Below are 14,862 nucleotides of genomic sequence, written 5' to 3'. Positions count from 1 at the left end.
GACAGACGAGAAGTCGTAGGGGGGAAAATTAAGCCCATACGGGGGGTATTTTCACCTTCGTCGATTCATCTTGAACGGTATTGCGAAGGAGTTTCGCCACTGTAACGCTTAAATAGCTGGTTAAAATGCTTCATATCCTCGTAGCCTACCCGCTTAGCGATCTCGCTCACCTTCGCCGGCGTTTCCTTCAACAAACGGCTAGCCCATTCCATTCTCGCTTCCGTTACATACTCAATATAGTTTTTACCTGTTTCCTGTTTAAACAGCTTGCTAAAATAGTTCGGATTCATATGTACGCTTGCCGCTACTTGCGCCAAAGACAAGCTGTCTGCAAGATGCTCGCGTATATAGGCTACAGTTCGGTCAATGGCTTCATTCCTGCTGCCGTTTAATCGTTCATACTGCGCATGGATCGCAAGCAGCATCTGCTGCAAAGTTTCTTCTGGGTTCGCAGTAAGCAGCTTTATGTCCAACTGTTCAAGCTGTGGAAGCTTCGGCATCGATTGACCAACGGACGCTGCTGCACGCTCTAGCCAGCGGTACCCTCCAACAATCAAGGAATGCAAATACGCTTGAACGGAACAAGGCGTCGCTTCCGCATCCTGTCTAATGCTCGCCAGTTCACCTTTAATCCACTGTTTTACGACCTCTCGGCTCCCGCTTCTCAGAACGGCGGTTAGCTTACTCTCCACTTCTTCCGTACAAACGGTCTGCATTCCTTTCCGATCTTTAATATCCTCATAGGCCAGCATTCTTGCTTCCTCTGCCAACCAGCGGTACGAGGCGGTATGTTCGGCGGTGCGAAGTGACTCCCTCAGTTCTACCACGTTGCTGGCCCATACACCGCATGCGGCAAAAAAAGGCTGGTTATAAACGCGCTCCGCCCGCTCCATCGACGCCTTAACCAATCGCTTCGCGCCCGGCTGCCCCCTGCGGAAAATAAGCAGCCATCCATATTCCCAATCCAGAATGACGCAGCCAAGTGAATTCCTAATCATCGCAGCCGCCTCATTCATTTCACTTTCCGTCTCCTCCTTCATTGTCAGTGGAGACGCAGATGTAACTAGCCATAACTCTAGCTTCTCCATATCCGATCCGAGCCTCAGCTCAGGATAATAGATCAACAGTTCCTCACTTTCACGCTCCGTCAGGAGATTGTCCCCGCGAAGAAACCGATCTAGTTGCTTCCAACGGAACGCCGTTTGATGGATGACTTCTTGAAGCACGGCCTCCCGTCTGCTGACGATACGCTGCTTCACGCGCATAACCGCAGTCATGATATCGCCAGGACGGCTATTTTTAAGCAAATAATCACTTATTCCTTCCCGCATCGCTTGCTGTGCATATGCAAAATCATCGAATCCAGACAATATAACAATTTCAATGTAAGGAAAATTCCGCTTAACCTCGCGAGACAATTCCAATCCCGTCATTCCCGTCATCCGAATATCGGTTAGAATGATGTCAGGACACTCTATCGGAATGCGCATCAGCGCTTCCTCCGCGGAAGCAGCCGGCGCGAGCAACTCAATGCCATTCTCTTCCCATTTAATAACCGTGCTAAGGCCGGTCCTAATAATGACTTCGTCATCTACAATTAACAGCTTCATGTACAGATTCTCCTTCCTTCCCACAAAGGTTGTAGCCTATTTGATTTCTGATTGGATCGGTATAATGGTAAAACTAACTTTAGTGCCGCTTCCTTCTACGCTTTCGATCCGCAAACCGGCTTCATGCCCATAATGAAGCTGCAGCCGATTATGCACGTTGCGCAATCCGTAGCTGCTACCTGCCGAGTCATTATTCTTTAGCGGATCAATGCCCAAGTTTGCGCTTATCTTCTCCCTCAGCAGCTCCAATCTTTCCCTGCTCATGCCGACACCGTCATCCTGAACAATAAACGTAATACGCTCTCCCGCTGACACCGCTTTAACGATAATGCTTCCTTTACCCTCTCTTTTCAAAATGCCATGAATCATCGCATTTTCAATTAGCGGCTGGAGCAGCAGCTTCAGCATTCTCATATCGAGCAGCTCCGCCGGAATATTCGCCTCGTAATCAAATTTATCTGGATATCGAATGGACTGGATCTTCACATAATGATCTACATGCAAAATTTCTTGGCTGATTGCACAATATTCCTGTCCTTTATTTAAGCTGAAACGAAGAAAATCACTCAATGAGCCGACCATATCTGCAATTTTTTCGTCTCCCTTCATTAGTGCCATCCAGTGGACTGACGATAACGTATTGTATAGAAAATGCGGATTGATCTGCGCTTGAAGCGCCGACATATCCGCTTCCTTCTTCAACGCTTCGTTGTGCTTCACCTCATCGGTTAGATTAATAATTCGCGAGCTCATCCGATTATAGCTAATAATCAGTTGTCCAACCTCATCGATCGATGTGACGGGCAGCGTCGGCAGTGGTTCGTCTGGGCTGGAATTCCTAAGAAACTTCGTTAATGCAGACAGCGGTTTCGTCACCTTTTGAATAAGTACAAGTACAAAAGCGATGACAAAAAGCATGGAAATGCTGACTGCAATTGCAGTTAACGTTAAAAAATACTGGTTCTGCGCTCTGTAAGCTTTTGCCGGAATGATGCCTACGAGCCTCCAGTTAACATTCGGCATCTGGTAGTACAGTACTGTACTCCGCTCCTCCGCTTCTCCGTAATCGAACGAACCCGACTTGCTCTTGAAATCAACTATTCCGGGAAAATAATCGTTCAAGTTCTTGTTAGTCGAATACCCTTCTGGCCCAGCCAATATCCGATTTTGTCCGTCCAACAGCAGGGCGACGCCTTCACCCTCTAGTCCAGCTTGCTTTAAATGGCTAGAGATAACCGATTGTGTCAAGCTAATTTTAAGCATGCCGATGCTGTAATATTTGGATGTGCTGCGAATCGGCCGCGACATCGTAATGACATCCTCTTTGCCGTCCGACGTAACGAAGTGATGCACCGGAGACCACCATTTAGGATATTCCTCATAATAACCGGGATACTCGCTTTGAATATCGGTCCATTCTGATTCGAGGACGGATCTGAAGGAAACAGATGGCTTATTATCTTCATTGGATTCGATCATGACATTGGCGATATATGGTTTGGAAATCGATAATGTTGTAAGTAAATTAACGATCGAGGTTTGCTTTAACAAATCGTGTTCCGGTGTTTTCAAATAGCTTTGGACATCAGGGTGGCCGATGAGGAATAGTGATAGATTCTCGACATCGCTCACCATATTTTCCAAATAGGCACCAATTTGCCGAAGCGTGTTCATGCCGGAGCTTTTCGCTTTCTCCTCCGTTAAGCTTTCAGCAATATAATAAGAGAACAGTCCCAGAGACAACACCGGTACCAATACCGAAATAATAATCAACAAGCTCAGCTTCTGCTTTAACGATTTACCTAACCAGTTTTCCATCGTATCCTCCGTTCAGATTACCTTTGTGCTCTGTAGCTAAATTGTAGCTTTCAAGACTTCCAGAAAACTTGTTTGCGCTTTCATAATAACCTAAGTCGCTCGTACCGACTAGAGTCTATTGTTGACTTGATGAAGCATTGCCAGGTCTTGAGGTCGTCGATGTACCGGGAGAGAGCACCGGATCTTACCTCAGCACAAAAAAATAGACCGCCCTTTCGCAAAGGAATACGGTCTATTTCCTGTTTGATCCTTCGAAAAGCGGCTATTGCACCGGCAGTCGTGTTTCCACACGGCTCTGCTTGCATTGAGCGTTTTTTCTACCCAAAGTATGCCATGATTGAAATCAATTAATAATCCATTCATTTTCCACACAACAAAAAAACGGCATTTCTGCCGTTTCTTTAGGATGGACTCTCAGGGGCTCTAACCCTGGACAAATAGATTAAGAATCTACTGCTTTACCAGCTGAGCTAAGAGTACATATGATGTTTGGTGGGGCCAAGGGGGATCGAATCCCTGACCTCATCGCTGCCAGCGATGCGCTCTCCCGCCGTTGTTGGTTTCACTACCAAAGACACCCCGAGGCAATCAAAAATTTTCCAAAAAAAACAACTTGCAATCCATTCTATGGATTTCGTCGGGACAACGTTATCCGGCTATACCCCGCATGGCCCTCGGTCCGAAGGCCCCGACCTGGAGCTCCTCCGGTGGATGAGCGAAGCGCTGTGCGTTACCATTCGTCGCGGACGGCGCATCAGGACACCCGAGGAAGCGCGGGACGGCTTACCGGCTTCATCCGTCCATTCAGGAAGTTTTATTCTGTATCTTCGAAAAAGCACATTCCGGTCGCGTTGCCGCACTAATCGGAATGTGCTTTAATCAATTGTTCCCGCGTCTACTCCTGCTGCTGCCCCTCGATTAATTGAAGAACGCGATACAAGAACGTCGCCGCTTCCGCTCTGCTGGTCGTACTCTTCGGCTTCATATAGCCGCCCGAGCCCGTAACCAGCCCATGCTCGAACAGAGTTGCCACGCTGTCCGCAGCATATGGCGCAATCTGGCTCGCATCACGGAAGCCCTCAAGTGTTGAACCGGATGCGGACGGCTTGATTGCCCCCGTCGTTTGAAGCGCTCGGGTTAGCATAACCATAGCGTCCTGGCGGCTGATTGAGTCACGAGGAGCAAAGTTAACTTCGTTCACTCCCGAAACGATTCCCAATTGCTTGACGATGGACACCGCATCGTAGTAATAATCATTCGGTTTCACATCGGTGAACGTCGAGGTAATCTCGGCGCGCAGGTCAAGCATGTTCACCAGCATAAGGATAAAATCAGCTCGCGTTACTTGATTTAAGGGGCTGAAAGTGCCATTTTCGATCGAAGTGCCTTTGACGATACCTCTTTCGGCCAGCTTCTCTATCGCCTCGCGCGCCCATTCATGCTTGCCAAGGTCAGTGAACGCAACTGGTTTCTTGCCGCCGACAGCGTAGACGCCGACTTGGTCGATGGAGAATCGCAGTACGCCCTTGTCTTTGTCATAAGACGTGCCATCAATTGCCGCCGCGCTGTCGCCCGTCAGCTCGAAAGCTTGCAGATCAGCAGCTTGCTCGCCCGCTTGAAGCGAATACGGAATCGCAATGGAAATCGGTGCCTTCGCATTGTTCCAAGACAGAGCTTCACCGTCCAGTTGCAATGCAACTTCAACGATTGGCCTGTTGCCGATCCGGCCAGCCGCTTCGTTGCCGCGATACTCGCCTGCATGGTCGCTTACGATAACGAGCAGCTTTCCGGCATTCTCCTTGACTCCAGCCAGCATGTCGCCAGTCAAAGCAAGCTGGGCATACGGCGTGGAGATATGCAGAATCAGATTAGACTGGTTCGTCAGATTAGCTGCGGGAAGCTCCAAAGCATAGCTGACAGCCGCGTTCGACAGCTTTAATTCAAGACGAATATGCTTGTTGCCGTTGCTGTCGGCTGTTGCCTTGAGAATCGCGGCATTCAGATCTGCTACTCCGACCGAAGCCACAGCCTGATTGCCTTTCAATGTCGGGACAAGCACGGCTTTGACTGAATCGTACGTTTGCAACGTATACGGATCTTGCGCCGAACCGCCTCCAATGCTGCCCCCATTGCCTCCGCCAGTGGAAGGCGGCTTGCGATATTCGAAGGCGGCCTGCGCTGGAGTCGTCATGTCATCCGTTTCAAGCTCGACCGTATACAGTCCTTGCTCTTCTCCGGTCAACGTAAAGGCGATGCGGAAGCTTCCGTCATCCTCAGTGCCCGTCTGGCCGGTATATTGAATGTTGCCTTTTGGGTCAAGCACTTTGACATACAAATGTTCTTTCTTGCCGTTCATGACTAACCCATTGATCGTAACTTTCTTCGTGGAGGCGTCCACGGCGGCTTGTATGCCGTCCAATGTCTTCAGCTCTTGCCGCTGGGAAAGATTGTACACGCCGAATTCATAGAAGGAATAACCGTAGAACGTAGCCCGATTCAGTCCCTCAAACTTGATGTATCTCGCCGTCGTTGCCGGGAATACCAGCGTATTCTTGCCGTCGGACGCTTTAACCACGCCATTGTTGCCGACTTTCAAGGGCTCCCACGTCTGCTTATCATCCGAGACGCTCAGACGGTATTGGTCCGCGCGCGCATATTCCCAATCGATGCGGACCGTATCGAAGGTTTGCTTGCTGTCCAGATCGATCTGGAACCAAGCCGTATCGCGCACTTGGCTCGCCCAGCGCGTACCCGGTGCGCCATCCAGCGCCTTAGAAGGCTCTAGACCTGCGGCTTCCGTCGAGGATGCCTCTGCTTCTTTGTCTTGTGCGATGCTGCCAATCTCGTAATACACGCCTTCCTTCAGGGCCGTATAAGCGCCTTTCGTTACAAATTCAAGGCCTTTAGCCCCTTCCAGCTTCGCATTGAATGCCAGCAAATAGCCTATGGCTTCCTCAGAATCGCTCTCTTGCGTACGCTCCATCATAATCAGAGCGTTGCGCATAGCGCGTACCGTATCGGCATTGCTAAGCTGCTTGTTGTCTGCGTATTTATCAACAAGAGCCAATAGACCTTCAGCGCCCAAACGAGCTTCTATTACGAACTTAACCGTCTTGGATTTGGCAGCCGCCACCGTCAGCTCCAGCACATGCTTGCCCGGCTTGCCCGTCAGATCTACTATAGTTCCTTGCGTATAAGGTTTGCCGTCATACTTGGCCGTTACTTTGACGATACCGCTGTCATCATCTCCCGGAATGGCCCAGGTGAAGGCGGCTTGTGTCGTATCAGGCACAATCGTATGCTCCGAGATCGGCTCCCCGTTCATGAGCGCTACAACATCAGGCGCAGCGGCGTCTTGCTTCTGATAAGTGCCCTTCACGAATTGGTACAGCCAATCGTAGAGGACGCGGGTAGCAGGATCCTCGCTTTTCGCCGCGCTGAAAATGGCGTTGTTGCCTTGATAGTACGCTCTATACCCTTGCTGCATTAGCCCTGTATCCACGCCGCTGTTCAAGTAATCGATGAACCGCTCGCGGAAGACGGCGTCATTGATCATCCGGTCATCGAACTCCAGCTCCAGCGACATGCCGTACCGTTTCGCCATATCCGCTGTATCTTCCAGACGCGAGAACTCCATTTTCTCGAAGAAATAGTTCGGCTGCAGAGATACGGCATCGATGCCGACATCCTTCCACATGAATTTCTTATAAGCCAAAGAATGAGGGATCCAGAACATCTTCAGGTCAGCGTTATGAACGATGTCGCTCGCTTTCTTGACCATCTCCGGGCCAGTCGAATGCGTGCTTATTTGTTCCTCCAGCCAATACATGCCGACGAGCTCCAGATTCGAGTAGCCCGCAGCCGCCCATCTTGCTTGTACTTCATCGGTCCACCACTGAATCGCTTTGGCCCGGTTGTTCAGCGATGCGGCATTACCGACCACACTTAGGTTGAAGTCCAGATTTTCATCGTTAATGCTGCCAAAATCGGACTGATATTCGCCCGGATCGGGTATCATCATAACAACCTTCGTCTTACGGTCAGGCTCGCCAAGCTTCGCGCCTACCTCGGCCGTCGCCTCGTTCAGCGCGCTCATATCGCCGCCGGTGTTAAACGTTTTATTCAAATACCATTCCCATTCCACTCTTCTGGCTTTGCCGGCCGCTTCAACCGCGCCGAAGCCTCTGCCGTTTTCCGACGTCAAACCCAGATACAGCACGCCGTCGAACAGCCAATCGACAGGCTCTCCCTGCTTGTTCACATAGCTGATATTAGGGATAACCCGTTCCTTCGTCCAGGTTCCTGTACCATCCGGGTAATGCCCGTTATACAGCAAGCCCAAATTTTCAATCCCGCCAGTAGCCTCCCCAGGTTGCTGGAGACTATAAGGTTCGGGCTGCACTGGCTGGGCTCCGTCGATCAAGCCGTCCGCGCCGGTTATCGTCACCTCGTCGATCATAGTCCACGCCCTCGGATGCACGGAGAACACCACTTTCACATACTGAGCGTAAACCAATCCTTCGGTATAATCGCCACGCTTGACGACTCCGGTCTCTGGGCTGCCGTCCCATTTATACGTCTCGGTGTTGGTCTGATCGCCCCATAACAATTTAGTCGCATTATGAGACAATACGCCCCAGTTCACCCCATCGTCAGACGCGTAGAATGAAACGGTGAGCGGTACAAGCGTTTCGTTGTTCGGCCAATCTTGCAAGAAACGCGCGCTCACGTCCTTGATCGTTTTTTGCTCGCCTAGATCAAACACAACTGAACGGGATTTCTTGTAGCGGTGGCCCACCCAGTTGCCGCTGTCACGGGATGTGTCTACGGCATTGCCGTCCGTCAGCTTCGTCCCGTCATCCGGGAAAGTGTCCTCCGGCTGATCCAACCATGTGTACGTTTTCCCTTGAACCAAATTATAAAAGCTGGCACTCTCTCCGCCCGGCTCCTCCGCATACACGGAGGATATCAACGAGAATAGCATGACCGGGACAAGCAGCAAAGCAGTCAAACTTCGTCTAGTTTTCACTTAAGCTCACGCTCTCTTTCTATACATAATTAGTTCTACTCCTGCGCTTGCAATTCTGCAAGCGCATCGAGCATGTTCAGAATGACGACCACAGCTTCAGCACGCGTCGCCGAGGCGGCCGGGGCAAACCGGTTGTCCCCGCGACCGTTCATTACTCCCGCCTCCTGGGCTGCTGCCACGTACGGCTTCGCCCAAGCCGGGATTTGATCCGCGTCCGCATAAGAGAGCTCATGCCCTTCCGAAGTCTTCAGGCCCAAGCCGCGAACAATCATCGCTGCCAGTTCTGCTCGGCTAATCGAAGCCTTCGGACGGAAGGTCCCATCCGCATAGCCGCTGATCAGGCCGGATTCCAAGGCTTGTGCAATATAAGGATTCGCCCAAGCTTGAATTGAACCTGCGTCCGCGAAGTCCAGCGAACTGTTCGTACCTTTCAGCTTCAACGCTTTGACCAACATGACGACGAATTCGTCCCTGCTGACCGTCTTATTCGGCTTGAACGTCTCGTCGGTATAGCCCGCTACGAATCCAAGCTCGACGGCCCGTTTGATGAACGCTTCTGCCCAATGGCTCGCAATATCGTTCAGTCGAACCGTTGTCGATCCGCCAGACTCCCCGCCATTGCCGTTGCCGTTCTCATTGCCATTGCCTGGATCTCCGCCTCCCGGATTCGAACCGCCGTTTTGGCCTCCTTCCGGATCTGGAGTTATTGGAGTCGGAACCCATCCTCCGCCACCAGAGCTAGGCAACGCTTTGATTTTGATCTTGAACGTTTTTTTCGCGGATGCATCTCCCTTGCTGATCGTCGCGGTCAGCACGACCTCCATGTCGCTGCCTGACGGACGTTGCAACAATTGTCCGTTGGCATTCAGATAGTCGGGCTTCGAGCTGCTCCAGACGATACGCGTGCCGAGCTGTCCTTTCTGCGGTAGATAGAGATTCGCGGCAATGCTTTCATTCACATTAAGCTCGATCAGACCCATTACGTCTTCGATCGTTAGACGATCGCGCGCAACGCTCAGCCCGGCATACGCCTGCTCGGCCTCAGGACGAGTCAGCTGGGCGTTTTGAATCGCCGCAGTCGCTTGTACCATCGCCTGTTGAAGCTGTGCCCAGCCCTCAGGAGAGTAATTGTCCTCAACGAGCTTGTTGGCCTCAATAGCCGTCAACAGGTCGATAATCGGCCGTAGATTGCCGAGCTTATATTCCTCTCCGTACACTTCAAATTCCTCAAAGGAATAGCCGAACATTGTAGCTCTGGACACGCCTTCGAACTTCACGTATCTGGCCGGCGTGCTTTGGAAGGTAGTCACGACGCGTCCCGGCTTGCCGTTAATCTCGCCGTTGTTGTCTTTCACGACATTCGTCCAGTTCTCCTTGTCCTCGGACACGAGAATGCGGTACTTCGAGCCGTAAGCCGTTTGCCACAAAATAGATACAGCATCAATGTTCTTCATTTCACCCAGATCCACCATGAACCAGGTATCGTCCACCCAATCGCTGGACCATCTGGTGTCCCCTCTGCCGTCCACCGCTTTGTCCGCCGTGTAGGACGAGGATTCCGGCAGCGAGGATTCGGCTTGCTTATGCAAAGCCAGATTTCCATGTAGGTCCACGTAGGTGTTCCTTACGATGAGTTCGTCAATCAAGCCTTTAAAAGCATTCGTTTCACTGCCTATTTTGGCTACTGGCAATACGAACGTTTCCAACTTGGAGCCGTCTTTGAGAGTAGCCGTATACTCACTGCCGTTAATGAAGATGGAGGTCCCCGTGTCGTCGCCGATCATTATGACATGGGTCCAGCGGTCGGTCGGCAGCTTATAATTGAATTCGCTGACGTAATTTTCTTTCGTGATGGCCAGTTTGCCGCTGCCCCCGATGTTATATTTCAGCTGTCCATCCGGAGATTCCAGCAGCACAGCTCCTTGCGGGTTGTCAGCGTCCGGTTTGATCCACATGGACATCGTCCATCCGAAACCGAGCGTGCGAAGCGGCGTTTCCACGTAGCTTGCTCCCCCTTTGAGCCTTACTGCTTGCCCGAAGATTCCCTTCTCCCCGCCTGCATTTACCGCGTTGCCATCAAAGCCGTTGCCCGAACGATCCGCGAAGCCCTCGTCGAAAGTATAATCGAGCACGATATTGCGCTCATTGTCGACTTGAAGCTTGTGCGACTGATGAACTCCTGGCGGGTCCACATACTTTGCGGCGTCCGCCTGGAAGCTTGCAAAGTTCCGGTCGACGCGGTTGCCTCTCCACAGCTTCTCCGCTAGTACTTGCATGGAAGGCAAGATACGCTGATGCGAGTCCGCCATGGAGACGCCCTTCTCTACGGACACGTCGTTCCAGAGCGCGAACATGCCGCCTTTTACCTGCGGGTGCCCATAAGGAAGCTTCGTCTCCAGCCAATCATTAGGCTCCCACTCATTGTAAATAAAATCGTAATTCAAATAGCTGCGGTACAGTTGCGGAACGATATAAAGCAAGTTCGTGTTGGTATTGACAACGTCGTAGCCAAGCTCAATGGCCTGCAGGACACTTCCGTACGGCTCATACCAGATGTCCATCGTCGCATTGTTGCTGACTGGCGTCGTGCCGTCATATGCGGACAGACTGCCCCACAGACGAGCGCGCTTGCCTTTGCTGTTAATGTGGTTAAGGAGCATATCCGCGTACCTGCGGAACGCCTCCTTGTCGTCACCGAAATATTCATCCGTGCCGACGTGCACGTCCGGGCCGACGAAGGTCGGATTGCTGCCGTCAAGATACTCGTCAAAGAGTTCTTTAATGAAGTCGAGCGTCTCCGGACGATTGATATCCAGCTGATTGTTGCTGCCCAACCTAGGGTCGTAAGCGATGAACGCGCCGGAATGGCCCGGTGTATCGATTTCCGGCACGACGTTTACGCCGTATTCCATCCCAAGCAGCTGCAGGTCTCTGAATTGCTGCTTCGTATAGAAGCCGTCCTTGCTCGTCACTCCCGGGAATTTCTCGCTCTCCAGACGGAAGTAACCGAAATCGCCGACATCATCGTTCAGATGAATCTGGAACCGGTTCATCTTATAGTAGGACATCAACTTCACATAATCCCGCAAAAATTCGATCGTATAAAACTTGCGGCCCACATCGAGCATGAAGCCGCGATCCGCGTATTTCGGATAATCGCGCGATTGCCCCTTGGGCATCGTCTTATGATCGGCATCGTGGCCGAGCAGTTGAAGGATCGTTTTTGTGCCGAACATGACGCCCGTCTGATCGGAGCCAGCGACGGAAGTATATTCGCCGATATTCAGCTCATAGCCCTCTGTCCCCAATCCCGTTTGCGCGGCATCCAGCACCAAATAGATGTCCCCCTCTTGAGGTGAACCAACCGTAACCGTCAGCGGAAGCTTCGTTAATTCAAGCAAGTCCTTCCGCAAAATATTGGCCGTCCCCTGCAGAGCCGCTTCATCCTCCGCGCGAATGACGATATTGGATTTATCCGTCAAGCGGAACTCGCCGGTTGTGCCCAGCCACTCACGCAAAGAAGGAATGACTCGCGGCTCCGGGTTCCGATCGCTCGTCTGCTCGTAAAGACCAGGTACGGTGACTAGCGCATTATCCGCTAACAGATATGTCGGATCGCTGTCGCTCTCGATTTGCAGCAGCAGCTGAACCTGAGTATCCACAAGCGGCGCATGAATATTGCCCTGCTCGTCGATCACCGGCAAGCTGTCCGTGTTCACCAGTGTCAGCGTATAACCATCCGGTACAGCGGGCAGGTTCAGCTGAGTGTCTCCCTCGGAGACGACGATGCTGTTTTTGACCGCATCCATCATAGGCGGCAACAGCGGTTTGCCCTTGTATACCTCGAATTCCCAGAAGGAGTATCCGTAATAGATATCCTCAATTGGACGTCGCGTTACTCCTTGGAACTTAACGTATTGCGCCAGTGTCGGCTCAAAATCGATCGTATCCTCGACTGGTCCGCGGGCGACGAGCACGCGGTTGTCCGCGAATACGTTCCTCCAGGTTACCGCATCGTCAGACACAAGAACTTGATATTGTTCCGCCGGAGTCTGCCAGTTGATGATTACTCTTCCAATTTCTACAGGCTCGCCCAGATCAACGTAGAACCACTGGTCATCCGTTCTTTCCGAAGACCAGCGGCTTGCATCCCGATTGCCACCGTCGACCGCTTTCTCAGGCCCGAAAAAGTCTACTTCGTTCGACGACGAATAAGCCGTCTTTCCTAAAGCCAGATTACCTGTTGCGGCGTCGGACTTCTCCGATGAAACGGCAACTAAAATGAAAGCGGTAACAAAAAACACTAAAAAAATATTCCTATACCGTAAACGCACTAAGATCCCCCCCGTTGTTTATTAGCTCGAATTTTACTCCAGCTTACCGCATGACCCTCCATGCTCAACTGCTGCAGCAATTTTATTATAAGTAGGGGCATTCGTTTCATCGATATACTTGTCTTTACAATACATATACAAATGTGGACATTCGGCCTTCTATGATGAATCAAGCATGCCAGCATTTCTGTCATATCTCATGCTAATTAATAGTACAAAATCGTGATCCTTTCGAAGAGTAGTGAAAAAGAAAAAAGCCATTTCAGTAGAAGTGGCTTTTCTTCATGTTATGGAAATGGAGCCTAGGGGATACGCTACGCCCTGCACATTCTCCGTCTACCCGTAATGGGAGTCTAAAACGACTAGACCCATGAACAAATCTTGGCTTTTGATGTGGAATTAAGGGGAATCGTCCTAGGCTTTAAGCCCTATTCTCGAGGGGGAGTATATCCGTTGCCCTATTCAGGACCCGCCGATCTTATAGGATAATATAGAAAATGTATCCACTTGAATAGGGATGGGAGTGATTCCTCTTGTTACAATTAAACAGCGAACTGTGGGGCAAGCTAACCGGTCCTTACGAGTCGGGCGAAATGGTACCTGAACTGTTGGAGCGTCTGATGCTTGATTTCGATAAAGAAGTTTTCGACGAGCTATTCCAGGAGCACTTATATCACCAAAATACGATCTATACCGTCACTTACGCGGCAGTACCTTATCTGGCCAAACTTGCTCTCGAATCAAAAAATATGGAAGTGCGCCATGAAATCTACATCACTTGCGGGATTATCGAGTCGTGTCATGACAAAACAAGATCTGAGCCGTATCCCTCTGATTGGAACGGACTCGCTGCTGAAGCGGGAAACGAGGTTTGCGCGGAGATTTACCAATCTTACTTAAAAGCGATAGCGGAGCTTGCTTCGCTGGTTCCAGAGATGTTGGCCTACGCCAAACAAGAAATAAGCAGCGATACCGAAAAAAGATATGTTCTCATTGCCGACGCGGCTTATCGGGAATCCCAGAGCGTGGCAAACATGTTTCTGAATTTTACGGCTGGCGACGAATATGTGGCCGTTTGCGGAGCATGTAATCAAGAGGCTTACTTGTGGCCGAGCGGAGAAGGCGGTCGTATACAAGCATTCGCGGAAGATCCGGTATTCGAACCCCTTCAGGCAGCACATGAGGTTACTCCCGTTGAGGCATTCGTTGAAGCGGAACATCAAATACTGGCGGAGCGAGCCGATCAGCTGGGCGATTCCTCTTTTTTGAACCAATTGCCGTATTTGGCCGGGGATATGAATTGTCCTTCATGCGGCGCCAGAATGCAGGTTTGGCCTAGTTTGCTTTCGACTTTTGGAGGGTAATGAACAGTAACTGGATATTGCATCCATTTCTATGTTTGGGGGGAATGACTTATCAGTGTTTCTATTTATTACACATGCACGAGGGAATATGTCCTAACAGAAAGCGAACAACAAGCAATCACAGCCATTGTCCAACGTTATGATCAGGATTTTGAAGGGAAAGACCGGGCGGAGTCTTTCACAGTGTACAAATTCGATTCGTCCAGATCAACGGAGATCTTCGCTGGCGCTACCAAGCTGTCCATGACGGATCAGATTGAAGATTTGCTGAACGATTTATTTCATTGGTTGAAATGTTTGACCGAGATACGTAGAAAAGTAGACGGTGGTGAATGGCGTCAGTTCTACTGAATCTCGGTAAACCCTAATAGACTCAATGATCGCTAATCTCCCCGAAGGGAGGTGAGGCCATGGAGGTTTATTAAGCGTTGTCACTGATGTTCATGTTCGGAATGTTCGTTATTACTTTGCTAAATTACCTCAAAAAGAAATAGACCGCCCTATCGAAAAGGAAAACGGTCTATTTTCTGACTGAACATCTGAAAGCCGCCGCCCTTAAAAGCGGCTATTGCACCGAGAGTCGTGTTGACGCACGGCTCTCTTTGCATTGTACGTTTTATCTACCCAAACTATACCACGATCTAAACCAAAAAAAGTGACTCCACTCTCCAAACAACAAAAAAACGGCATTTCTGCCGTTTCTTTAG

8 protein-coding genes and 1 tRNA gene are annotated in these 14,862 nt (G+C 50.6%); 4 read left to right on the top strand and 5 right to left on the bottom strand.

From position 1 onward, the window contains the following. Positions 1-65: 65 nt before the first annotated feature. The 3 genes from MKY52_RS21895 to MKY52_RS21885 form a co-directional block, all read right to left on the bottom strand. Positions 66-1,610, bottom strand: coding sequence for a response regulator transcription factor (locus tag MKY52_RS21895; RefSeq protein WP_341053491.1), 1,545 nt, complete (start codon positions 1,608-1,610; stop codon positions 66-68). A 36-nt stretch (positions 1,611-1,646) separates the two neighbouring features. Continuing rightward, positions 1,647-3,428, bottom strand: coding sequence for a sensor histidine kinase (locus tag MKY52_RS21890; RefSeq protein WP_341053490.1), 1,782 nt, complete (start codon positions 3,426-3,428; stop codon positions 1,647-1,649). Between the two features lie 407 nt (positions 3,429-3,835). After that, a tRNA-Lys gene (locus MKY52_RS21885) sits at positions 3,836-3,908 on the bottom strand. Positions 3,909-3,965: 57 nt separating this feature from the next. On the opposite strand from MKY52_RS21885, the gene MKY52_RS30415 reads away from it, so the two are divergent. Further along, on the top strand, positions 3,966-4,307 hold the full coding sequence (locus tag MKY52_RS30415; RefSeq protein ID WP_445667193.1) for a hypothetical protein: 342 nt from the start codon (positions 3,966-3,968) through the stop codon (positions 4,305-4,307). A 16-nt stretch (positions 4,308-4,323) separates the two neighbouring features. Here the strand turns inward: MKY52_RS30415 and MKY52_RS21880 are convergent, their stop codons facing one another. Continuing rightward, a complete protein-coding gene (locus MKY52_RS21880) occupies positions 4,324-8,457 on the bottom strand; it encodes a DUF4855 domain-containing protein (RefSeq protein ID WP_341053488.1) in 4,134 nt (1,377 codons plus the stop codon). A gap of 35 nt (positions 8,458-8,492) precedes the next feature. After that, positions 8,493-12,791 carry an S-layer homology domain-containing protein gene (locus MKY52_RS21875; protein ID WP_341053487.1) on the bottom strand — a complete coding sequence of 1,433 codons (4,299 nt, stop codon included), beginning with the start codon at positions 12,789-12,791 and terminating at the stop codon, positions 8,493-8,495. A 533-nt stretch (positions 12,792-13,324) separates the two neighbouring features. On the opposite strand from MKY52_RS21875, the gene MKY52_RS21870 reads away from it, so the two are divergent. The 3 genes from MKY52_RS21870 (at position 13,325) to MKY52_RS21860 (ending at position 14,649) form a co-directional block, all read left to right on the top strand. After that, positions 13,325-14,155: a hypothetical protein gene (locus MKY52_RS21870; protein ID WP_341053486.1), complete on the top strand. Its 831-nt coding sequence runs from the start codon at positions 13,325-13,327 to the stop codon at positions 14,153-14,155. Between the two features lie 183 nt (positions 14,156-14,338). Then, positions 14,339-14,506, top strand: coding sequence for a hypothetical protein (locus tag MKY52_RS21865; RefSeq protein WP_341053485.1), 168 nt, complete (start codon positions 14,339-14,341; stop codon positions 14,504-14,506). A 77-nt stretch (positions 14,507-14,583) separates the two neighbouring features. Continuing rightward, the gene (locus MKY52_RS21860) at positions 14,584-14,649 is read left to right on the top strand and encodes a putative holin-like toxin (RefSeq protein ID WP_341055587.1); all 66 of its coding nucleotides are present in this window, start codon (positions 14,584-14,586) and stop codon (positions 14,647-14,649) included. Positions 14,650-14,862 lie beyond the last annotated feature (213 nt).

The organism is Paenibacillus sp. FSL P4-0184 (genome assembly GCF_038004625.1).
In the GTDB taxonomy this organism is placed as follows: domain Bacteria; phylum Bacillota; class Bacilli; order Paenibacillales; family Paenibacillaceae; genus Paenibacillus_AQ.
Note: the sequence above shows the minus strand (reverse complement) of the source record. Positions and strands in the feature narration are given on the sequence as shown.

What these genes read in the sequence shown, in the direction of transcription:
- MKY52_RS21895 (WP_341053491.1), bottom strand. Translation starts at nt 1,610, where the DNA reads ATGAAGCTGTTAATTGTAGATGACGAAGTCATTATTAGGACCGGCCTT.
- MKY52_RS30415 (WP_445667193.1), top strand. Translation starts at nt 3,966, where the DNA reads ATGCGCTCTCCCGCCGTTGTTGGTTTCACTACCAAAGACACCCCGAGG.
- MKY52_RS21890 (WP_341053490.1), bottom strand. Translation starts at nt 3,428, where the DNA reads ATGGAAAACTGGTTAGGTAAATCGTTAAAGCAGAAGCTGAGCTTGTTG.